At 55.8% G+C, this 22,884-nt stretch carries 14 protein-coding genes and 7 pseudogenes; 8 read left to right on the top strand and 13 right to left on the bottom strand.

From position 1 onward, the window contains the following. Nucleotides 1–15: 15 nt before the first annotated feature. Complete coding sequence (locus tag AB3X99_RS35785; RefSeq protein ID WP_368619624.1) at nt 16–459, bottom strand: universal stress protein; 444 nt, start codon at nt 457–459, stop codon at nt 16–18. A gap of 113 nt (nt 460–572) precedes the next feature. Here AB3X99_RS35785 and AB3X99_RS35780 point away from each other — a divergent pair. Then, nucleotides 573–1,194 (top strand): annotated as a pseudogene (locus AB3X99_RS35780) (transposase); the annotation flags it as partial. A gap of 77 nt (nt 1,195–1,271) precedes the next feature. On the opposite strand, the gene AB3X99_RS35775 reads toward AB3X99_RS35780, so the two are convergent. From AB3X99_RS35775 to AB3X99_RS35765, 3 genes are all read right to left on the bottom strand, one after another. Beyond that, nucleotides 1,272–2,078: a class I SAM-dependent methyltransferase gene (locus tag AB3X99_RS35775; RefSeq protein ID WP_083245587.1), complete on the bottom strand. Its 807-nt coding sequence runs from the start codon at nt 2,076–2,078 to the stop codon at nt 1,272–1,274. A gap of 752 nt (nt 2,079–2,830) precedes the next feature. After that, complete coding sequence (locus AB3X99_RS35770) at nt 2,831–3,856, bottom strand: aldo/keto reductase (RefSeq protein ID WP_069268311.1); 1,026 nt, start codon at nt 3,854–3,856, stop codon at nt 2,831–2,833. Nucleotides 3,857–4,100: 244 nt separating this feature from the next. Next, complete coding sequence (locus AB3X99_RS35765; RefSeq protein ID WP_218108682.1) at nt 4,101–5,372, bottom strand: acyl-CoA dehydrogenase family protein; 1,272 nt, start codon at nt 5,370–5,372, stop codon at nt 4,101–4,103. Between the two features lie 804 nt (nt 5,373–6,176). Between AB3X99_RS35765 and AB3X99_RS35760 the strand changes: the two are divergent. The 6 genes and pseudogenes from AB3X99_RS35760 to AB3X99_RS35735 all read left to right on the top strand — a co-directional run bounded on the left by AB3X99_RS35760 (nt 6,177) and on the right by AB3X99_RS35735 (nt 8,754). After that, nucleotides 6,177–6,553 (top strand): annotated as a pseudogene (locus AB3X99_RS35760) (transposase). Between the two features lie 231 nt (nt 6,554–6,784). Next, nucleotides 6,785–7,073 (top strand): annotated as a pseudogene (locus AB3X99_RS35755) (helix-turn-helix domain-containing protein); the annotation flags it as partial. A 25-nt stretch (nt 7,074–7,098) separates the two neighbouring features. Beyond that, complete coding sequence (locus AB3X99_RS35750) at nt 7,099–7,368, top strand: hypothetical protein (protein WP_069268312.1); 270 nt, start codon at nt 7,099–7,101, stop codon at nt 7,366–7,368. Nucleotides 7,369–7,381: 13 nt separating this feature from the next. Continuing rightward, nucleotides 7,382–7,496, top strand: a pseudogene (locus AB3X99_RS35745) (transposase); the annotation flags it as partial. Nucleotides 7,497–7,548: 52 nt separating this feature from the next. Continuing rightward, nucleotides 7,549–8,271: pseudogene (locus tag AB3X99_RS35740) on the top strand (IS6 family transposase). Between the two features lie 147 nt (nt 8,272–8,418). Further along, nucleotides 8,419–8,754, top strand: a complete 336-nt coding sequence (locus AB3X99_RS35735; protein ID WP_069268313.1) for an H-NS family nucleoid-associated regulatory protein — start codon at nt 8,419–8,421, stop codon at nt 8,752–8,754. A gap of 655 nt (nt 8,755–9,409) precedes the next feature. Here the strand turns inward: AB3X99_RS35735 and AB3X99_RS35730 are convergent. Together AB3X99_RS35730 and AB3X99_RS35725 are read right to left on the bottom strand one after the other, a co-directional pair. Then, a pseudogene (locus AB3X99_RS35730) lies at nt 9,410–9,505 on the bottom strand (transposase); the annotation flags it as partial. 698 nt (nt 9,506–10,203) lie between these two features. After that, nucleotides 10,204–10,437 (bottom strand): hypothetical protein, encoded by a 234-nt coding sequence (locus tag AB3X99_RS35725; RefSeq protein WP_176732985.1) that lies wholly within the window; start codon nt 10,435–10,437, stop codon nt 10,204–10,206. A gap of 116 nt (nt 10,438–10,553) precedes the next feature. On the opposite strand from AB3X99_RS35725, the pseudogene AB3X99_RS35720 reads away from it, so the two are divergent. Beyond that, a pseudogene (locus tag AB3X99_RS35720) lies at nt 10,554–10,757 on the top strand (transposase domain-containing protein); the annotation flags it as partial. 73 nt (nt 10,758–10,830) lie between these two features. On the opposite strand, the gene AB3X99_RS35715 reads toward AB3X99_RS35720, so the two are convergent. The 7 genes from AB3X99_RS35715 to AB3X99_RS35685 form a co-directional block, all read right to left on the bottom strand. Continuing rightward, nucleotides 10,831–11,607 carry a glycosyl hydrolase gene (locus AB3X99_RS35715; RefSeq protein WP_069268316.1) on the bottom strand — a complete coding sequence of 259 codons (777 nt, stop codon included), beginning with the start codon at nt 11,605–11,607 and terminating at the stop codon, nt 10,831–10,833. A 91-nt stretch (nt 11,608–11,698) separates the two neighbouring features. Further along, nucleotides 11,699–12,556 carry a sterol desaturase family protein gene (locus AB3X99_RS35710; RefSeq protein WP_069268317.1) on the bottom strand — a complete coding sequence of 286 codons (858 nt, stop codon included), beginning with the start codon at nt 12,554–12,556 and terminating at the stop codon, nt 11,699–11,701. A 934-nt stretch (nt 12,557–13,490) separates the two neighbouring features. Further along, the gene (locus tag AB3X99_RS35705; protein WP_368619623.1) at nt 13,491–14,846 is read right to left on the bottom strand and encodes a carboxyl transferase domain-containing protein; all 1,356 of its coding nucleotides are present in this window, start codon (nt 14,844–14,846) and stop codon (nt 13,491–13,493) included. A 71-nt stretch (nt 14,847–14,917) separates the two neighbouring features. Continuing rightward, a complete protein-coding gene (locus AB3X99_RS35700; protein WP_368619622.1) occupies nt 14,918–16,258 on the bottom strand; it encodes an amidase family protein in 1,341 nt (446 codons plus the stop codon). Between the two features lie 35 nt (nt 16,259–16,293). Continuing rightward, nucleotides 16,294–17,982 carry an NAD(P)/FAD-dependent oxidoreductase gene (locus tag AB3X99_RS35695; RefSeq protein WP_368619621.1) on the bottom strand — a complete coding sequence of 563 codons (1,689 nt, stop codon included), beginning with the start codon at nt 17,980–17,982 and terminating at the stop codon, nt 16,294–16,296. Nucleotides 17,983–18,644: 662 nt separating this feature from the next. Next, a complete protein-coding gene (locus AB3X99_RS35690; RefSeq protein ID WP_368619620.1) occupies nt 18,645–21,689 on the bottom strand; it encodes an efflux RND transporter permease subunit in 3,045 nt (1,014 codons plus the stop codon). 11 nt (nt 21,690–21,700) lie between these two features. Then, nucleotides 21,701–22,852: an efflux RND transporter periplasmic adaptor subunit gene (locus tag AB3X99_RS35685; RefSeq protein ID WP_069268323.1), complete on the bottom strand. Its 1,152-nt coding sequence runs from the start codon at nt 22,850–22,852 to the stop codon at nt 21,701–21,703. Between the last annotated feature and the right edge of the window lie 32 nt (nt 22,853–22,884).

Raw genomic sequence — 22,884 nt, 5'->3', positions numbered from 1 at the left:
ACCTCAATGCTGGCGTCAGATTTGAGAGACAATAACAACCATTCGGCCAACCAAACGCTCGATCAAATCGAATTGCCAAGGGCGGCCACGCCATAGCCTCGAAATTCCTTGACGATGGCGAAATCCCGCCACGATCAAACCAGCATTCAATCGCTCCGCGTAGTGCACGACACTGTCGACCACTGTACCGTGAGAAAGGTAGCCGCTCGCCCTAATGCCTTCGCTTTTCAGACGACAAAGCGCGTTGTCCAGCAACTGTGATGTATTGCTTAAATATGTTGAATAAGCAAGGTCGGTCACGATCCCAGCTGTCGATATGAGTGCAGTGGAAATGTCGGCAACAGCAAGCACATGGAGTTCACCCGCTCCTTGCCAGCGCAGCTCGGGAATACGATTCAGAGCTTGCTGGCTTTCTTCCGATCCGTCGTAATAAACAAGAATGCTTTGATAGTCAGACACTAGGAGTCCGTTAGACTTGTGAAGTTGATAATTCGCGAATCAATCGTATTACTTCGTCGAAATCCGGCGTCCGATGCTATGGGAGAGGGCTGCGGCGGTAGGCCAGACTGGGGAAACTAACCCCCAATGACTTTCCGCCTTGGGAGACGGTCTACCAGTAGACGCAGCGCTGGTTCCAGGCAGGCTGTTTCAAATAAATGGTAAGTGTCTGCGGTTGATTATCTGCGTGACGCACGATCGCCGGGGTCAGTGGGGGCATTCTCGATGGACGCGCTCTGCAGTCGAAGTGGTAGCGTGGTCCACGCGCAGGCTATGACGGGTAGTAAGCTCATATACCCTGCCCGTGCGTACATTTGGGCAACCACTGGGCGCGCATGTCACGCCGCCGAGTGAACAGGAGCGTGCATAGATCGGGAACTGGCGCGACAGGTCGAGCAGGCTACGGGGGAGACGGTGAGAATCGCGTTCGCTGACCAAGGCTACACCGGCGAAGAGCCCACAGAAGCCGCTCGCGATGAAGGCATCGAGCTTCGCGTGGTCAGGTTGCCGGAGGCAAATGAAGGCTTTGTACTGTTGCGGCGTCGTTGGGTGGGGGAGCGCAGTTTCGGCTGGCTCAACCGCCTCAGACGACTGGCCAGAAACTACGAGGGTTTGCCCAAAACCTTGGCTGGTTTGCATTTCGTCGTGTTCTCCCTGCTTATTCTCTTCCACTGCGCAGCCCTTAACAGAGCTGCAAAGCGCCTTCTAAGCTGGCTGTTGGGTGATCTGCTGGAACACCTTTCAGCAAGCCCAACAATTTTATGAAGCCGTCTCTAAGCCTTTGAACAATTCCGTGCCAGAACGCTGTGCATCCTCGCCCAAGTCATTGTTGTCTCAGAATTCGCCACGTGTACTAGTTTCTCATGAAGTTCAGAAGCTGACGAAGGATCGATTATTCCGTTTTTGATCATCTGCGGCGCGAGGTCACTCAAGCTCATCGCGTAAAGCAACCTATCTTTGGCTGAATTGAGTAACGGGTGATATAAGCGGTAATGTTCAATTGTCAAACCGAGATTCCTGATAACACTCTCCATACGGAAGGCGATATTGTAATCACGGCCGTTCACGATAAAACAAGATCTTAAGATTCTTATAAACTCATCGATTGCTTCAGACGGTGGAAAAGAGAATGAGCCGTCATGAATCACCGGCTCTTCGCACAGCAAATGGCCATCTGGGCGGAGCGCATTCACCATTTCACGAATCGCGTGATCAGCATCCGCCACATGATGGAGCACCATCCGACAATAGACTAAGTCATATGAGTTATCCAAATGATTTAGGCAATTAACGTCACCTTCGAAAAAGCGAACATTCTTGAAACCATTTTCTCTTACCAATTCGCGGGACGCATCTAGCTGCGCCGGACTGTTATCTATAGCCGTCACCGTTCCTTGATGTCCAACCGCGCGCGCCAGATTCAGTGTCATTGCGCCACTACCGCAGCCAACTTCAAGGATCTTCCTTCCGCGAAGCGTGCCGGCTCTGCTTATAAGGTCGACACTGGACTGTTCGTATAACCGGCTTTGGATGCCGAGTCTTAGCCTGGCACTGTCATCCGTTTTTATGATGTAGCCCATATTGCCTCATTGAGAATTCTTAATTTCGATTGAGTGACGCGGCTTTTGCAACCGTTATGCTCTCGTCTTGGCCCCTGGTGATGTGCCCTCGGGTTTTCGCATTTCAGGGGCCGACTTGCGAAAGACGACGCGGGCGCTGCGGATGCGAATTTTGCGCCGATTGCAGCGGCCCTGCCCGCAGACTCTGGTCCATTGGTGGCGGTTGGCACGGACCTTGATGGGGCATCAGTCAAAGGGCCGTTGTCTAGCTGAAAACGGTGGTCCCGATACGAAAGGGCGCCACCTTTTATCGCCTCCATTAGAATCTCGCTTGCTTTGAAGTAACGTTCTGGCACCGCGTCCACATCTATCCCGAAGTAACCTCGCTTGATCGGAAGAGAGCCGAGCCTGTGCTGTTTCGAACCCACCACCGTTCAGGTGATAAAGCATGCAGATCTCTTCAAGCGCAAGTAGCGGATGACGAAGGCTATAAGCAGCATGACTAGAGGGCCGAGACGAAGTTACGCGGCGCGCTGTGCGACGCTCGACAGGAACGGCGTCGTCAATGCGCCGTAAAATGGTGCTCCGCCAGAGGGTAGGCGTAAAAGCCTCGCTGTTGACAGGCTTCGGCTAGCCCGAGGCGGTCCACGTATTGTTGTCCAATTGCGCAAATCGTCGTCGTCCAAGATGCCGAAGGCCCGCTTAGGCGGTAAAGCGTTTCTCATTCAACTCTCTCCAACTTATATCCGGATACCGGCCTAGATTGAGGTGAATCAGGGTTTGCGGGTGCGATTACCGTTTTGGTCGTCGCGCTCCAGCCCATAGACATCCCCCTCAAGCTCCGTCGCTTCTGCCAGAACTCCGGTGATAAGGTCCATATCCTTGGCGGTCAAGGTGAGACCTGAGATGGCGACGTTCGAGGCTAGATGAGTGCGGTCGCGCGCGCCGATGATGACGGCCGCCACCCCCGGTCGGTCGAGCATCGCAGCGCTGGCGACTGTGGCGATGTCGGATCCGTGCCGGTCCGCGATCTGGCGGAGCATTGTCAGAAGGGCCTGGAATAGATCCCAACCGCCGATGTCGTCGATAATCCGCTTATATTTGACCAGCGAACGGTTCTCCAGCTCCCATGTCGGTTCCGGTGCGCCGAACCATCTGTCGGCGAGGAAGCCGCCTGCCACGGTTCCATAGCACAGAAGGGGGATACCGTACTCGACTGCCGCCGCAGCCATCCGCCGCTCTGGACGTCCGTCGAGCAGCGAATACTGCACCTGCATGCAGGTAAACGGCACTCCTGCGTTCACGATCTCCAGCATATGGTAAGTGTCGAAATTGGTGCCGCCGATCTTATCAATCTTGCCGGCGCGGCGAAGATCATCGAGCCACAGCGCCACCTCGATCCAACGTGGCTCTCGGTATTCCCACCAGTGGAGTTGTACGAGGTCGAGCCGCTCCTGGTTGAGGCGTTGCAGTGACTGGTCGATCACCCTCTCGACATAAGACTTGCTGATGCGCCGTAGTATGTCTAAATGCGGCACAAATTTGGTATGGACTTTGATTCGGGCGAGGGCCTCTTCCCCTCGCAGATCGCGATAGCGCCTTCTAAAATGACCGATCAGTTCTTCGACCCCGGTATAGATGTCGGCACAGTCGAAGGTGGTTATTCCGGCATCCGCGAAGGCCACCAGGTCCGCCACGGGATCTTCGCTTCGGGGCGTGCAGTGGCCACTCGCGAGTTGCCAGCCTCCGTGGATCACTCGTGAAATCTCGTAGTTTGGGGCGAGCTGGATACTCTGCATCTTAGTTGCGCCTTATAACGGTCATCATGGTGCGGCCCCGGTGTGCTTGCGAGGGGTTGAACTGGCATTGCCAACGCCGATCGGATAACTAACCATATAGGAGGAAAGCCGACCGATCGGGAGGTTGGCGCGCTTGGAATTCGCTGAGTATGGACATGCGGAAGGCTGATACGCAGGCCTGCCACTCCTAAAGCCTCCTGCCGTTCCCCGATCCGTTCTATGGCCATTTGTCCGACCTTGACGTTCATACGACCCGCTCCAGCATCATCCGACCAGCTTCCGCGTAGTGCCGCTGGTGGACCATGGCGTGTTGCGCAGCCGCCTGCAGATCGCGCAGCCGCCGCTGAAGTGGTGAAGATTCATACACTGCGACACCGCCGGCCAGGGTAAAGCAGGCATGCGCTGCGCGGGCACAGATCGTCGCAATCCAGATTCCAGTCTGTATGCCCTCGCTGTACAGCGCTTGGCCATTCAGCGTGCCGGCCAAGGCGTGCCGCCAGTGACTCTCCGCCTGAACCTGCATGGCCGCCCGCGCCGCACGCACATCTGCCTCAATTCGGCCCAGCTCGCCCAAGACCATCTCCGAGTCGCGCATAGGAGCCGGCGCTCGAAGTTGTTGCCTGCCGCTTTGGGCGAGCTCGGCAACATCCGACAACGCGCCCTCCGCGATGCCTACGCAGACCGCGCCAATAAGCACCGACTGGAGGTGCCGCCAAGCTTGATAAAGCGGTCCCGGTTCGCATGATGCGCCAGCCGGAAAGTCGAAAAAATTGGCCTCCGACGCGAGTACGTTCTGTAGGGCTATGTGGTGACTGCCGGTACCTCTGAGGCCGGAGGCGTGCCAAGTGTCTTCAATATGCCAAGCCGAGGCCGGCAAGGCGACACCCCGGACCAAGGCTGGCCCGGCATCCCCTGCCGGGCCAAGGAGTGGCTTTCCTCCTTCCGACATGACACACAGACCCGCCATCCAGTCGGCGTTGCGGCAACAACTGGCGAACGGCCAACGGCCGCTGATCTGCCACCCACCTGGCACTTTCTCGGCGGTGCCTCCAGGCATGGATACGCTAGCTATGATGATGTCCGACTTCTCCTGATACATCAGATCGTAAGTCTGTCTCGGCAATCGAGGGCTCATAATTGCCGATGAAATGCCGATCATCGCGGTCCAGCCGACTGACCCGTCGAGCCGAGCCAACGCGCTGATCACTTCCATTCCCCAAGGCAAATCTAACTCTAATCCTCCACGGCTGCGTGGCACGAACACGCGGAACACCCCGATCGATCGCAATTTCTCGATAAGGTCGGACGGCATGCATCGTCCGGCTTCGATTTCGGTTACGCGCGCGAGCATGTCCGGGGCAAGATCGCGAATCGCGTCGAGGATCCGACCGGCTGCAACTGACGAGATCTCCAGGCCCTCGTCGTCAGACGGGGCTTGAATTTCAGCTTGATGCCCCTTTGGCACCGGGCGATCTGACTCGTGTAGAGCATTACTTTGCTTCATTAGTTTCAGCATGTGTCTGATTAATTAAATGAGCGAGCATGCCTTCACCTATGACAGGTTCAGTGCGGCGGTGGTTAGTTGTTGCGCCTTACGTCATGATTGACCAGCATTACGCGGTTCTCGTGCTAATCGCCTACCCGGCTGCAGTCTATATGCTATTGGTTCTGTGACGGGCAGCGTGCGTTCATTTCTGTGGTTTATGTGGCAAGCATCAATTGTGGCTGTAGGCGGGGGATTGGTGAGCCGGACCATGGGTTTTCCTCCTGTGCGCTTAGCGTGGTTGGAATGCAAGACCCGCGCAAATAGGCACTCGCGGTTCGGCCTCGGGTTGACAAATCTATTGTTCGTCGACGGATCTAATACTTTATACACGCTTTCAGAAGTGTGCCTCGCGTTCAGTAGAGACGCAAGGCAATTAATATCAAAAGAATTGAAATGTCGTTCAGTTATAGTAATGTCGCAATCATTGCATCGCCGAGAGATGACCGCTCAGATATTCCAGTTGACGGTTTCGCGTTCACCGCGCGTGACAATCGTCTTATCCACATGGCGTTGAGCTGTATGCTTGCATGCTGGAAGTCGATCGGTGCGGCGCCGTCAAAACCCGGCGCGAGCGATGCTAACCCGCGTTTAGATTCTTAACGGCAGGCCACTCACACCTCAGCAGAAAGCATGCTGCCAAGGAGTAAATGTAGCGAAAAAAGGCGCGTCATGCGGGTGGGCATGACGCGAAGGGAATAACCGCCGATGTCGACCCAACTGCGTTAATGTCCGACTATCAGGACTAGCGAGGGCACTGTAACGTAAGATGTCTCGATGAAGAAAAGAAAATCGCTTTATCACGGCCACCGCTTCCCAGCGGCAATCATTAGTCTCGCGGTTCGGCGGTGTTTCTGGTTCCAATTTAGCCTGTGTGATATTGAAGAACTGCTGTTCGAGCGCGCTGTCGTTGTCAGTTACGAGACGGTGCCGAAAACAGCCATCAACCTACGCGTGAGCGCGAACGCCGGATGTGTGGTTTCCGCGATCCTGGTCGCACACAAGCGTTCTTATCGAGCTTCGGACCGATTCGCCAGCACTTCGCGCTCAAGCGACATTTACTGCGTGCATCACTCTATCGCAAACAGCTCGACGCACGCTCTGCCGGGTGGCATCGCTTCACTAGGCTCACCCAAGATCCGTCCAATTTCTGAGCGAATGTACGTCCTGTGCGCTCTTGCATCTCGTACCTTAACGTGACAACGCCAATTCTACGGGTGAGCCCGTCTCCCAAGAACCATATGATGCATATCAACGTCGATGTCGAGTCGCATGAGTATCTTTGCGAATGCAGGTGCGCAAGCGTGCGGCAAGCCGTTAGCGCGTGGCGCACCGCGTTTACTAACATTTTCAAAGTATTGTCACAATGACGAGACAGTACGAGCATGAAATCCAAACGTCATCCCTATGGCCGGAAACTGGATCACGTGAGGTTGCAGGCAATGCGCCAGCAAGCAGTGAAGCCGTTGGCGAACGACAGGACGTGGCGAGTGTAGTGGCGGCCTGCGGGGTGAACGAACGCAGCGTCTATCGTTGGCTGGCCGACTTCGCCAACGGCGGACAAAGCGCCTTGCTCGTCGAGCCGGTCCTCGGCCGGGCGCCAAGGTCACTGCCGAGGAGATGCGCTGGCTGGCGCAAGCCGTACGGGGCCTCACGCCGTTGCAGTTCAAGTTTTAATTCGCACTGAAGCTGGACGACTATGAAGAATATGATCGACACCGACACGATGGAGCGGCGCGAGCGAATCCGAAAAAAGGCCTTCGAATTCGCCGAAAGCGGTGCCTTTACCAATTGGCAAGCAATTGGGGTGGCGCTCCGCTCACAATTTCCAACTAGTCACGTGGAGGATATCCTCGCGAGCCCATTCTGTCGTCTGGATCTGAATAATCGATGCGACAAAGCCCGCCGTCACGATCTGTCCGATAAAGATATTCACGAGCGAGACGGCAAGCAAGGAGGCATTGAATAGCGATCAACCGATCTTGCGCGAGATGCTCAATGCGTTGCGCTGGATGGCTCGCGCTTGGGCGGCGTGGCGAGTGCTGCCGACCAATTTATACGCCGTGGCAACTCGTGTACCAGCAGACACAACGATGGCTGGCGGCCGTCTGTTTGGCTTTTTCAAGTCGAAGGCGGTTAGAATGAGAGGGTGAAGAGGAACAAAACGCCGTACTATGGTTTGCGTTTTCCGGCCGCGATCATCAGCTGCGCGGTACGCTGGTACTACCGCTTTAACCTGAGCCTGAGCGACGTGGAGGAGTTATTGCTCGAGCGCGGCGTGATGGTCAGCTACGAGTCGGTGCGAAACTGGTGCGACCGGTTCGGGGCCCACGCGGCGCGGGAAAGCCGCGCGCGCAAAGCCTGGCTCCACCTGGCATCTCGATGAAATGTTCGTGAAGCTGCGCGGCGGGTCGTACGTGCTGTGACGCGCGGTGGACGAACATGGAGCAGAGCTTAGATGTGCTGCTGCAAGAGCGCCGCGACAAGGCTGCGGCCAAACGCTTCTTCAGGGGGGCTCTGCTCGCACCCCCGGTGCCCACGAAGATCGTTACCGACCAGTTGCGGAGCTACCCGGCAGCCAAAGCGGAAGTGACCGAGCTGGTCGGTGTGAAGCACCTCTTCGTGAAGGCCTCTGCCGGGGTCAACAACCGCGCCGAGAATAGCCACCAGCCCACGCGCGGGCGTTAGTGTCAAACGCAGGGGTTTCGCGATCCACACCGAACGCAGGCGTTTCTTACGCGCTTCGGACCGATCCGTCAGCATTTCGGCGTTGCCCCGGCATCAAATGAGCGCAGCCTGCCATAGAGCTGAACTTCAGGCGCACCTGCGCTGCTGGTTTGAGTGGACCGGTACGAACTGCATGGTTATCTGATAAGGATGCCTATTGTTAATGGGGTTTGGCAAACTCCATCGCTTAACTTGACAAAGCCAGACAAGGCATTCCAGACGTGGAAGCCGACCGCACCGAAGGCGGCCGGTTCGAACTGATCGCATCGACTAGCACGGAGGACAGAATCAGGTGAAAGGCGATACGTACAAGCACCTCATCGCCGAGTTGCAAAAGTTGAACCGGCGCATTGAGAGTGCGAGGCAGGACGAACGGCAAAACGTTTTGCGGGAGATTCGTGAGAAGATGACCGAGTGGGATATTACTTCGAACGAGCTCCGGCGATATCGACGTGGCACGTACCACATGAAGCCGGTTCTCGCGAAGTACCGAGACCCGGCCACTGGCCGCGAGTGGAGCGGCCGGGGCCGTGAACCGGCCTGGATCGCTGGCAAGGATCGCAGTCTGTTCCTCATCGAGAGCGACGATGCACCAGCCGGCACGCTGCGGGCCGTTCGCGCTGGTTAACTCTCTCTCGGCCTGCGCTACGTCGAGCCTCGTTGCGAGTCTCTGGCCAGGTGCGGCCGCACGTAGGCGCCCGCCGCGCGGAGTTCATCTCGGTTTCGGTTTGTGCCTGTGGCCGTTTCCCTGATTCGCCGTCCTGTCACGCACAATAGCTAACCCGCTACGGCCATCAAGGGCCGCGCGGAGCTGCGACGCGTCGAGCAGGGACTGTGCGAGACGCTCGGAATTCCGAGCGCGGTAGGATGATATCCTGAGCAGGGATGATCGCGTCCTTTTTGACTGAAGCGTAAGTGGCGGATGAAGCAGCTGCTAGTTCGAGGCAGAGCCGGCCATCGACGGTGAGATTTTTTGACAGTCGCAGGGTGAACCTTTGCAAGATAATCTGCAACGCCAATTTATGGTAAGACGAAACGCTTCAACAGCGTGTTAGACGCTCAATGGCCCCGGCTACCGGGCGAGGGATAACCGACAGGGCGGCGCAGACAATCAAGCGACGCCCGAAGGGATCTGTCAGATTTTTAGTTGCGGAGGTCATAAGACTACTAAGATTTCGGAAAGTGCTCTGCATGACTACATGAAAAGTCTTGTTTTCGTGCCGTTTGGCACGAAAACCCGCAGCGTGCTCATGCAACATGCATTACTCTCCGCGGTATGTAGCCACCTGCTCCATCAGTTGGCGCTCCGAGCGAACGCTGTAAAGCATCCAGACTAGCATGGCTCGCAGCAACTTCCCTGGCGCGACGCTCGACCGTCCAAGCGTGGTCAAGTTCATCTTTTCCATGTGTTCCATTGGATACCAAATAAGGTGCTTTTTCAACGATACAATGGACTAAAAGGGGCATCAATATGATTGAAGTATCCAGAAGAAATAACCATTTATATAAAGCGAATTGGTGCTGCTAGGATTTGTGCCTCATCGTCACTGAGCCGTGTATGAGCGAAGAATCGGATTCCGTCCGCGTAAATCGTAGTGCAAGTGGGCCCGCGCCTATCATGGCCATCGCGTCGATGTGCAGCGTACAGCTTGGTGCCGCGTTGCCGCGGCCCGTGATGGCACAATATGGTACGTTCAGCACGACTTGGGTGTGCCTTTGTTTCGCGGGCGTGGTACCGTCAATCGTGGTGCGACCGCCGCTTCAACCTTCTCCGGCGGCGCTAGATCGCCGCCATCGTCCTCGGTAGTGCGATGGCGGGCATGACGCTGTGCTACTTCGAAGCCGTCCGGCGCGTGCGTGTCACTCGGTCTTGCAGTCGCCATCAGCTTTCTCGGGCCGCTCTCCTTCGGTCGGTAGCCGCAAGTTCCGCATGCAGTGTGGCCCGTGCTTGCGCTGGCCGGCGTCCTGCCGCTTGCGCAGCAGGACGGCATGTAGGTCCCCTGGTTCGGGGCGCTCGTGTTTCCGATCGGGTCTGCGAGAAATCGTCAAGAATGGTGTATGCGGGTCGGTGGCATGATCAGGCGGCCAGCGCTTGATGGCCAGCATCGGATGTGGCCGTCAGACATAGGCCCACGCCAGCAGACTGTATCTTGGCATCGAACGCGACGGCCCGCTGCCGACGACGGTGTGGAACCGCTTCGTCGAATGGTAATCGGACCGCTATAACAAGACGGTCACTGAGGCCGCGGGCCGCGCCTTTTGTCTCGACACCGTCAAGGGTTCGCTGGAAAGAAACCTCGATCTTCTGCATGACTTGATCCAGCGCACGAGCGATTCTGGCATCTCCCGCTAAGGGGGCGATTAGCATGGTTTGATCAAAACGTGCAAATCGCATGAGGGCAAAGACGCAAAACGGTAGCGCTGGAACGGAACTTCCTGCACTTCGGCTCGGGCAGTGGCGGCGAAAGGGTTGCCGCAATCTACGCGCTGGTCGCCACGGCCAAGCTGAACGGCCTCGACCCCGAAGCTCTGCGCTACGTCATTGCATGTATCGCCGATCATCCAGTCAGTCGCGTCGGCGAACTGCTTCCGTGGGTAATTGCCGATCATCTCAAGAACGACCACGCCTGAGAATCCTCAAGCACTCACCGGTGTCAAGAACGGCCTGCACCGTACGCTTACGCGAGGACTGGAGGCGGCCACATCACTCGGTGGTGACGGCGAAGTTTTTGGACGCGAAAGACAGGCCACTAGGCGACGACGTGATCTCGAAGCCGTACTGAACCTCACCAAGCACGACGTCATCGAAATAATTCCGCGACTTGAGGTAATTCATGAACGCCAGCACGTCGAGCGTGGTGTGGTCGGTCTTTGTTGTGCGAAGAAACGAATAGACCGTGTTACGGCCGTTGCTGCCCACGTAGACATTCCAGGTACCACCCGACAGCGGGACATCTTTCTGAATTGGGATCGCACAGCCGGAGAACGTCCAGTTCGCGGAAATCGGTTTGACGTTGCCGCAGCCATCAGGCAATCCGGTATAGTTGAGCCAGACCATGATTTCGTGCGCATTGTTTCCGGCCCAGATATCGAAGGTCGATTCCCAAGCGCCGCCGTAAGGCGTGGTCGATGAGACGACAGCGGTCAGCGAGTTAAGCGAACTGAGTGGCTTGTTGACCGCGTATCCGATGTGCGGATAAGACTTGATGTGGCCGGTGTCGGGTTGTTTTGAAGAGACGCCCCAGTCAACGTTGCTCTTGGCCCAGATCGTCTGCTTGCCTGCGGCGACACCTTGGCAGGGCGCCCAAACGTCATTGTTGAACGTATAGCTACCGTAGGAGCTAGAAGCAAAAAGGAGATCGGCCGGATAGCAGGACGAGGCTTCGGGCGAAGTTGCAGACCAGCCATCGGCCTGTGCTTCTGCACTGCAAACCATCAAAACTGTGGCGGCACAGCCGGCGAGGAATGGCGTTCGCGGCATAAGGTTGCTGTCTCCTATACAGTGGATGATGTCAGTCGAGATTGGTCTCTCTTGGCTTTTAGGGGATATGAGCGGTAACTTTGCGGAACTATCATTCACTCATCCTGTTGCCACTTTTGACCGCCGGTCGGAACCAGCGGCGTTGGTCAAACGGGAACAGAACGTAGTCGCGAACCGTATGCGGTTCCGGTTGGTTGCGAAGACCCACTTCCGGCCATTCCTCTTTATCCGGCCAGTATGCCGTGCGAAAAACCGTGTCCCAGATGGTGGTGAAGAACCCATAGTTTTGGTGCCGGTGATGCGACTCCATTGAGTGGTGAATGCGGTGAAACTGGTTATCGCCGATGATGTATCGGAGCGGCCCGAGATTCACGCGCGTGCTAGAGTGAGAAAGATGTGCCTGAAAACTAATTAGCGTCATGGCAATCGCGGGCACGACACCGGAATTGAAGTGGATTAGCGCGAGTGGCAGTGCTACAAACACCGCGTAAACAAGCGGTTCGGAAATGTGATGATTACAGTTCCACGCGGTCAGCTCGCGGATCGAGTGATGAGTGGCATGCAAGCGCCACAGGAGCGGAATTGCGTGCTGTGCGCGGTGCATCCAGTAGTAAAAGAAGTCGCCGGCAATTGCAACCAGGACGCCAGAAAGAACCGCCATAAACACGCCGACAATCGTGTTGCCGGAATGGAACAACGCCCCAAAATCGACTGTCAGGAGTGGTTTCACCCCTAGCCACTGCAGCCCCATAGCGTAAAGGTGCCAGATTAATGCACCACAACCAATGCGGATTATCCAGTTCCGCACGCCTCGAATGTATGACGCAAAACTGTAGCGGTAGGCCGGATAGATCAGCTCGAGTACGACGCAGACGTTAGCGAACACCATCACGAGCTCTAATGAGCTCACGAAGAACCGGGCCATCTGATCAATATCGACAACGTGCATTCATTTGCTCCGGCGAATCGGCGCTCTATGCGCGAGCCTAGATTAAAGCGGTAATCGTCAGGCAGCCGCCTTACAGCTGTCGCTTCACCGGTCCGAAACTATTTGGTCCGGCGCGTCCTATAAATACCGATTCGGCATGCCATTCGATGTGAGGGTGGTAGTGCGCGGGTTGCACCTAGCAGATCAAGCAACATCAGTACCGTAGTACTTCAAACCATATCAAACTATAACCGTGACGACTGCACGGTAAGTTTTAGTATGCATCGCTTCGCGCCATTGCGAAAATCAATTGTTTGGATAGGAAACATTCGTATTCTAAATGCCGTTTTCGCTTCCGTCGTAAGTACTGGCGGCATTCAGCCACAGCTGACTTGCCGCAGGAGTTGATTGCCACACTGTTCACCGATCCTGCTCTTCTGCGGATAGGACGGCAATCTCATCGCGGCCGACCGTCCTTCCTATGCCGTCACAGTTGGGTTGGCGCGGCACGAAACCCACAGCAGCGAGTCGGTCTCTCAAGGACATCTGGGCACTAGGAGACGCGAGAAACCACAGCTGGCATTCAACGATTTGACTTCCCTGCCTGATGCACCGATATCGCCCTACATCATAGTTGAGCGGATGGGCAAGTGCGGAAGAGCCAACGGCCGTTCGGTGAAGGGGCCTGTATGGTCCAGCGACGTGGTGTCCTCGGGGCGGAAATGTCCAAAGTCCCGGTGCCGGACTGACAACGTGACAACGCCGACGATTAGCGGCTGATAGTGCAGTCTGGTTCTATGTGCGCGTAAGCGATCAGGTCTGGCTAATTGCGCATCGTCAGATGCCTCGATTTTACTAAAACTTTCTGAGGGATTTTGATGGCGCAGAACGGTCCTCTTCGAGGCGCCATTGCGCGCGACCGTCCGCTCAAATCTTCCGTGAGGAACGGACCGTGTCACGTCGGAAACAGATATCTGACAGCCTCTTGTCTAGTCTCTTCCACTCCTATTACGTCAGTAATCAGTCCATCAGCCTTTAAAAGATTAGGATTCTGGATCTCGTCAGATAGCTTCCGCATCGTGTCTTTAATAGCGCCTTCAGCACCAGACATCAGTTTGCCCATCGTGTCCGGGCTAAAAACGCCGATGTGTGCGTGCGGATACGCCAGCACGGCTATTGGATCGAATCCGGGGCCGCTCATCGCATACACACCGCCGGTGTAGGCTTTTCGGACGACAAGGAGTAGCTTAGGTACGTGGCATCTGACATGTGCTCTGAACAACTCCGCTGCTGCCAAAAATATACCGCTACTTTCAGCTTCCCTGCCTATCATGAACCCGGGAACGTCGGCAAGGAAGATGATTGGCATGCTGGTCTTTGCAGCTATGTTTATCATTTTTGCCATCTTGGCCGCGGATTTCCGGTGGATGGCGCCGCTGTTGAATCGCGGGTTGTTTGCCACGATTGCCGCGAAATGTCCCTTAATGCGCGCATAGCCCGTCAATGCTTCTCGTGCGTATTCGGCGTTTGTTTCAGTGAAGCTGCCTTTGTCCACAAAAGAAAGCAGCAAATGATGCATGTCATAGGGGGTGCGATGATTGGACGGAATCAAATTTTCAAAATCGACTGCGTCGGGTTCCTCATATTCAAGCGTGGTCGACGGTGTGCCTTTGACGAGGCAGCGTAGAAAATCTCTTACGCATTCAAACAAATGGCGTTCATCTTTGAACGCGAGCTGAACTGACCCCGAGCCCCGGCAGTGAACGTCTGTTCCGCCAAGCGAATGAAGATCCGACTGCTCAGCCAGCATCGCCTTCACCATATCCGGACGGCCCATACATAGAGCCCCTTTCTCAGTCATCAAAACCAGATCGGCGAGCATGATCGGAAGAGCCAACGGGCCTGACGTCGGTCCTAGTATTGCTGAGATCAGCAGATTGGCTTCTGCTAACTCTGCGAGCGACGCGCTGACCCTGCCCATCCCTGCTGGAGACAAAAGCAATCTCGACATATCTGATGAAATTACTTTCGTTGTATCGAAACTGCCCACCTCTCCCGGATGATCCTGAATGTATATCAACGGAGCCCGCTGGTCCCGGGCCTGATTCACAGTGCTTATGATTTGCTCGGCAGTACGCCATTGTCCGGTTCCATTGAACATACAGTCTTGTCCACGATTCATGACCAGAAATGACTTGACCGAATTGATTAGTCCCTCGCCGCAGAGGAAGTGGGCGTCCGCTCTTGGATCATGTTCGACAAAGCTACCCGCATCAAAAAGCATGCCAACTCTTTGCAACGAAATCTGCATGAACTGTTTACCTCCTGGCAGTGCGTGAGCGTTTGGAAGTCCAGCGCCAGCGCGATTGAGAGTCGCGTACGCTACGAAGCAAGAATCTCCTCCACAGCGGCCGCCATCAGAAGGAGCCGGCGGTCTTGGCCACGTGCGGCATCAAGGCTCAATCCCACGGGTAATGCATCGTTCGGCGCCACAGGCAAGGTAATGGAGGGCATTGCGACATTGCTTGCGAGGTCGGTGTTGCGTATTACGTCTGCGAACAGTCCCGGACGCTGTGCATCGCTAACGTGAGGAGTGCTGCGCGGGACAGTGGGATAAGCTAGAAAATCGATCCATCGAGCGTTGAGCAGCGCATTCATTTGTAGCCGCAAGTCGTTAATGTTCTGCACTGCGGCGGAATAGTCTTTCGCGGAAATCAAACTTCCGTCAAGGTGTTGATGAATGATGCTCCTCACGCACTTGTCATGGATGTTGTCGAACACAGCATTAACCCTGCTTCCCCATCCAAACGAGAGCAGTGCGCGCGGAAAGTCCGTAAAAAATTCGTAAACTGGAATAGTAAAAGTGCCGAACTTATTTAATTCTGAAACAACAGCGTCATCGAGGTCGACGCACTGAAAGCCTGCACGAGTGAGACGCCTGATCGCCTGCCAGGAATGCTTCCGAACATCATCATCCAAGTCGTTCCACATGGAGCTTGGAAGACCGATTCGACAGCGAGTATTTGTTTGTTTTGGCGGGCTTTGGCTATCGGAGCTCAGCAAGTCGTATAGAAACAATGCGTCTTTTGCCGAACGCGTCAGGAGGCCCGGTGAATCCTTCGTGCGTGAAACCGGAATGATCCCGGATGAAGACCACCGGCCACTTGTTGGTCTGAAACCGACTATGCCGCAAAAGGCTGCGGGTATCCTCACCGAGCCGCCAGTGTCGGTTCCGATCGCCATCGGGACAATACCGGCTGCCACAGCTGCGGCGGAGCCGCCGCTGCTTCCGCCGGCCAAATGGCCCGGAGCCGCCGGATTGCCCACGGTTCCCCAATGGGGATTGACGGACGTGATTCCAAAGCTCAGTTCATGCATGTTGTTCTTGCCGGCGACGACGGCACCGAGGGATTTGAGCTTTCTGACCACAAGTGCGTCGCGTGTGGCTATACAATCTACCATGCCCGGTGTCCCGGCGGTTACAGGGAGTCCCTTGACGCAAATATTGTCTTTTGTAGAAAAAGGAATGCCGTAGAGTGGCGCGCCTCGCAGATTGTCCCTCGCCCTCGCGAAGTGAGCCTCCGGACTGCGAGCACGTATGAAGCAGTTTAGATGTGTCTGGTTAGCGTCTGCGTTCAGCGCGCGATCCCGGATCTCTTCCGCTGTAACTGCTCCAGACCTTATGACGTCGCGAAGTGATTCAAGAGTGTTGTGAAAATGCATGAAATTTTGCAAGTGGGAGGTCGGGGAGTGCGATATTAGTAGCTGTAGGCACTGCGTATATCGTCAAGAGGGTTGCCAGGCAAAAGATCACCCCCGACGCTACGTATAACGGCGCATGCGCTGTTGATCGCTGTCTGCACGGCTCCCTCAACCCACCCACCGGTGAAAGAACAGCCGCATCCTGCCAAGTAGAGTCCTGTATCGCTTGCTGGATCGTTTGCCGTCTGAAATTGAAAAAAAAGACGCTGCGAATAGACGTCCTCGCCGGGGTAGTTGAGCTTGAAGGCGCCGGACGAATGCGGGTCGGTCAGCCAGTCATGATGGAGGACGCAGCGTTCATAGTCCTTATCTGCAGGGACGAGGTGACGCGCAAGTTCTGGATGGAAGGTTGACAGGTCGTCGACGAAGCACTCGCATCGCTCTTTTTTGTCCGAAACGCTCAGCAACTTATGAGCGTCGTCCTCCCAAGTGTAGCTGAGCAAAACCACACCCCGACCATCTGGGTTGTGAGGTTCGTAGTCAAGGCAGTATACGCCTCGTGCGAAGCTGTCAGACTGGATGGTTATGGGCAGTTTCTTGTTTATCCAGAACTTGTCTCGGGTGAGCATGAAGAGTTTTGACGATCCGGTCAGATGAGTTTCTCTGACTGCTCTGGATACGTCGCGGCTGAGAAACGTTTCATCATCTGTCAAGCAATGAACCATCTGCATCGCCCTGTTGTTGCTGGTGACGATCACCCGGTCAAAGGTCGCAATTTCGTTATCGTCAGTCACGATCTTGATCTCTGAACCTTCTTTGTAGATGCGACCGACGCCGCTGAAGCGAACTCGTTCGGAAACGGTGTTGCCATAAATATTCTCGCCTGCAATGCGTTCAGCCAGTGTTGAAATTCCGCACGAGATGAGGCGTTGATCGTCCATGTAACCGTTAATGACGAGACGCAAAATTTCAGTGAATCCGGCCTGATAGACAGGGAGAAAACCACCTGAGCCAATCCCAAGGGACCCAAACAGTTCGAAGTCGTACGGCCTTTCCCAAGCGGTACCTCCAGGCGGGCAAGGACCCGTGAAAATGGTGACGATGGCGGCATAGAACGAGCTGTCGCGAAATAAATCCAGCCATGTTTGCCACGCGGTGCGTGCTTCGTTCAAGCGCTGCGATTTTAACATGGCAGTAATTTCGGCTGGCGCGACGAGAGCTGTGCCATTGATCACGCATCCATCCTGCAAAAGAGCTCTCCACCCTTCGTGTACACGCCTGAATAGAGGCGGCGGTGGATTTCCGGCCGGCCAGATATGGCGGACGCCGCGATAATGCAGTTCCGTATCAACGACTCCAGGATCGGGGAACGATGCTGTGGTGGGAATATCATACCGGTCAAGGTAATGAAAAAGACCGGTCGAACTTGGGGGAAACCGCATTGCGCCCATTTCGGCGATGAGATGTGGGTGCTCTGAATCAAACGCCTGTGACCACAACCTGCCGCCAATACGATCGCGAGCTTCAAACACAGTGACGTCGCATACACCTGCTCGCATCAGTTCGTTCGCGGCCAGAAGGCCGCTGATGCCAGCTCCCACAATAGCAACGCGTGGACTTGCGATATTCGAGGAGAGAGTTCCGATGGCCCCTACAGATGCGCCCCGGTCCAAAAACGGAGCATAGTCATACAGTAGATCGACGGTCGTCGATGGTACTTTTGAAGATGCGACGCAGTTTTTCATGAATTCCTCTCCTGTAATGGCAATGCATCGACGCGAAAGACGATGATGGCGGGAAGTGACGCACGAATCTCGATAGAACGGGGCGAGATCCTATATTTCGTTTCCGATAACGTGTTGCTCGTCAGTAGAAAATGCCGCGCCGGAATGTCTATGCAATCGACGATAGCAATCTGCTGTAGCGAAATCAAGCAAGTAAAATTGATGTCTGTAGCAATCTGGAAGCGGGCTATGGATAGTTGTGCCGATAGTGTGAAAATGGAGATGCTATACCTGAGGTCCGACAATGTGCTCTGGGTCAACCTTAAGGGCGCTGACAACGATGGTCTTTTCATCGGGTCAGAAACCTCGTCGCGCCCGCGCGTTTGCGAGGGTCACGGCGCCAGCACCTTGATCTAGGTGCCATTGCAAGCGTTTGACGCTTCGTCGTCCTCTTGTCCATCTCATTGCCTGTGAGCTCAAGAGCGCTCGAGGAGCACGACCGGTGGACCTTCCAGCGTTGGCTTCCCTAACTGCAAAAGGGTGGGTTAGGCGTGCTCGACGAAATCCAATGCCAAGCAGCGCATCGCTCGTCCTCGCACGGCAATCATGCTGACGCACGGGTGCCGGGGAGTGTGTATTTTGAATAGACGAAGACATCGCTACTGCACAGTTGGACAACCAGGTTATGACTGGTCTTTTGGCGTCCCCTGATGATTTGCACCCAGCAACATATACATCGCCGGTACCACGAACAGTGTGAACGCAGTGCCGATCGATAGTCCGGTGAAGATCACCAGACCCATTGCGTTGCGGCCTGCTGCGCCCGCGCCCGAGGCGACGACTAAGGGCAGTACGCCGAGCACCATGGCGACCGTCGTCATGAGGATCGGGCGCAAGCGTGCACCTGCCGCTTCCTCCAAGGCTTCTCGCTTGCCGCGGCCCACGCGCTGAAGCTGGTTCGCGAACTGCACGACAAGAATCGCATGTTTGCTGACGAGTCCCATGAGCGTGACAAGTCCAATCTGCGTATAGATATTGAGCGTCGAAAAGCCGGCATTGATGAAGACGAGAGCACCGAAGAGCGCCATCGGGACGGACACCAAAATGACCAGGGCATCGCGGAAGCTTTCGAATTGCGCTGAAAGCGCAAGAAACACGATAATCGTCGCGAACATGAGCGTGACCGAGGAGTTACCGGACTCTTGCATGAACTGGCGCGATAGCCCTGCGTAGTCGGTGTTGTAACCTGCCGGAGCTGCTTCGTTCGTGGACTGACGAAGGAAGTCGAGAACTTCGCCCTGGGAGACGCTAGGTGAGATCACAGCGGAGATCGTTGCCGCATTGAGTTGCTGGAACCGATTGATCGATTCAGGGACGACTGCTTGCTTCAGGTGCGCAACCGTCGATGCCGGAATCATGCTGCCGTCCGGCGTGCGCAAGTAATAGTCGAGTACCTGTGACGGATTCAGTCGATCTATTTGCTGGACTTGCGGAATCACCTTGTATGAGCGGCCAGCGATCGAGAAATAGTTTGCGTAGTTACCGCCGAGTGCAGCGCCTAGCGCCTGTCCTACATCGCTTTGCGTGAGGCCGAGTGACGCGATTTTGTCGCGGTCAACTATGACGACCGTTTCTGGCTTGTCGATCCTTAGATCGCTATCAATAAAGAGAAACATGCCACTTGCACGCGCTTTCTGGAGTACGGCTTTCGTCACCTGGTCGAGATTCTCGAAGGGCTCTGTCGTGCTGATCACGAATTGCACGGGGAAACCCTGTGCGCCCGGCAAAGGCGGGAACTGGAACGCGGCGACACGAGCACCAGCAATGCCATTCCACCTCTGCTGGAGCTCCTGCTGTAGTTCGGTTGCGCCTCTTTTCCGCTTGTCCCAAGTCTTGAAGAGAACGCCACCGAAGCCCTGATTCAATGTTGGCAGGCCAGTTAGCTGAAACAGCTGGGCATATTCGGGCAAGCGCTTCGACATTTCTAACACCTGATCGGCGTATGTCTGCATTTGCTGGACTGTGGCATTCGGCGGCCCCTGGATCAGCGATAGGACGATGCCTTGGTCCTCCTGCGGCGCAAGCTCTGCCTGCGAAGTCGAAAAGAGATAAACGGTTCCGCAAAGCAGCATAACTCCCATGACGACGAACACGGAAGATGTGTCGAGGGCCGCATGCAAGAGCCGCGCATAGCCGGCATGCACACGATCCAGCTGTCGATTGACGAAAACGGCGAAACGCCCGGACTCGTGCACATTTTGGAAAATGCGCGAGCACATCATCGGCGACAGGGTTAGCGCAATCACGCCTGACACCGCGACGGCGCTCGCAAGGGTGAACGCAAATTCAGTGAAAAGGGTGCCTGTCAGGCCGCTCTGAAAGCCGATAGGCAGATATGCGGCGATCAGCACGGCGGTCATTGCCAGAATCGGGCCGCCAAGCTCGCGCGCGGCAGTTAGCGCGGCTTCCATGGGAGACTTGCCTTCATTCATGTGGCGGTCGACGTTCTCGACGACTATGATCGCATCGTCGACCACCAGCCCAATCGCGAGCACCATCGCGAGTAACGTCAACAGATTGATCGAGTAACCGAGCAACTGCATCATGGAGAACGTGCCAATCAGCGAAAGCGGCATCGCGACCACGGGTACGATGACGGCGCGCAAACGACCGAAGAAGAGGAAGATAACGGCCGTGACAATCAGCAACGTCTCGACGAGCGTCTTCACTACTTCATCAATCGCGCTGTTGATGAAGTCTGTCGCGTCGTAGACGATATCACCAGCCATCCCCGTCGGGAACTGCTTCTGCAGATCGGGAAACACGGATTTAACGCGTCTGGCCACATCGAGCACGTTTGCGTCAGGCGCTACCTTAATTCCGATAAATACAGAACGCTTGCCGCCAAATGCGACGCTGGAATCATAATTGTCCGCGCCTAGCACGACATTGGCAACGTCCTCGAGACGCACGATCACTCCGTTCTTTTGTTTGACAGCCAGTTTCTGAAAGTCCTCCACCGAACGGACGTCGGTACGCGCGTTTAGACTGACGCTGGTCATCTGGCCTTTTGTTGTGCCGAGTGTCGCGAGGTAGTTATTGTTGTTGAGTGCTGTGTAGACATCAGAAGCAGTGACATTGTGCGCTGCGAGCTTGGTTGAATCTAGCCATGCGCGCAATGCGAACTGGCGACCGCCCAGTACTTCCGCGGTCTGCACGCCCTGAATGGAGTCGAGCTTCGGCTTCACAACGCGCAGCAGATAGTCGGTGACATTGTTGGGCGGCAGCACGTCGCTGTAGAAGCCCATATACATCGCGTCGGTGGTCTGGCCCACCTGCATCGTCAGCACCGGCTGCTGGGCCTCGCGCGGCAACTGGTTACGCACAGACGCTATCTGTGTATTGATCTCGGTGAGTGCGCGGTTCGGATCATAATTCATGCGTAGCGTCGCGTTGATCGTCGACACGCCCGTGCTGCTTTTCGACGACATGTAGTCAATGCCCTGCACCTGAGCGATGGCGGCTTCTAGCGGCTGCGTGATAAACCCAGCCATTGTGTCGGCGCTCGCACCGTAATAGGAAGTGGTAAGCGTGACTACGCCCGTCTGGGTTTGAGGATATTCACTGACCTTCAGCGTGGAGAGCGAACGCAAGCCTAGTACGAGGATCAGCACGCTCAGTACTGACGCGAGGACTGGCCGGTTGAGAAAAATGTCGGTGAATTTCATTGGGAGGCCTCTCACTCCTCCTGAGGCGTCGGAGCAGGACTGTCCGCAGGCAGCACACGATTATTGATGATGAGCGGTGTGCCGTTCTGTAGCTTGAGCTGACCGCTCGTGACGACCTGCGCGCCTTCGTCGAGACCCCTCAGGATCGCCACCTGATCCCCGCGCGTGGGTCCCGGCGTCACGAATACCTGTTGCGCCACCGGCATTGTTTTACCGTGCGCGTTTTTTTGCTCGCGCCGTCTAATGACGAATACCGTTGCACCGTACGCATTGTGCGCGATCGCGGTTTGCGGCAAGGTCAGATAGCGCTGCTCGCTACCCACATCTATCTTCACGTTCGCGTACATGCCGGGCAACAGCTTGCGCTCGTGGTTGTCCAGGACCGCTTCGATCTGAACGTTGCGGGTTGTGCTGTCCACGCGCGGATTTATCGCGCGGACTTGGCCACCGAAGCTAAGGCTCGCAAATGTGCTTGTATTTACGGAGACGTGCTGTCCGGCCTCGAGTTGCGCCAGTTGTTCCTGGGGTAGGTGAAAGTCGACGTAAATGGGATCGACGACTTGCAGGGTAACAATTGCGTCCCCCGGGTTGATGTACTGGCCGGGATTAACGGTGGTGATCCCCACGCGTCCTGCGAAAGGTGCGCGAATGGTTTTCTTGGCGACGAGGGCAGCTTGCTGTTCGACTTGCGCCCGTCTGCTCTTCAGTTCGGCTGTGTCGGCATCCAACTGGGCTTTTGAAATGGCCTGTATGTCATACTGTGCCTTGTCGCGCGTGTAAACCGTTTGCGAAAGGTCCGCGGCAGCTTTTAGCGATGCGAGCTGTGCGCGATCAGAGTCGGCGTTGAGGCGCAGGAGAACCTGTCCGGCCTTCACCTCCTCACCGGAACTGAATTCGAGCTCGCGCACGAGGCCTGCGACTTCTGTCGTCACGTCGACGCCGCGCACCGCGCGTAGGCTGCCCGTGGCGGAAAGCTGCGGCTGCCAAGTCTGATAGCTGACCACAGCTGACGTGACCGTGGCGGCGGCCATGCCATCGCGCATCATGAACTTTTTAATCATATGCGCTTTGTAAAGATTGAAGCCGATCAGCGTGCCGAGTAGACTGCCCACGCAGATCAGCATGATGGTCATCCGTTTTCCTGTTAGTCTTTTCATCGTCATCGTAGTGTCCTTGCACGGCAAACTCACGAGGC

It is taken from the genome of Paraburkholderia sp. BR10882 (assembly GCF_040948855.1).
GTDB lineage: Bacteria > Pseudomonadota > Gammaproteobacteria > Burkholderiales > Burkholderiaceae > Paraburkholderia > Paraburkholderia nodosa_A.
Note: the sequence above shows the minus strand (reverse complement) of the source record. Positions and strands in the feature narration are given on the sequence as shown.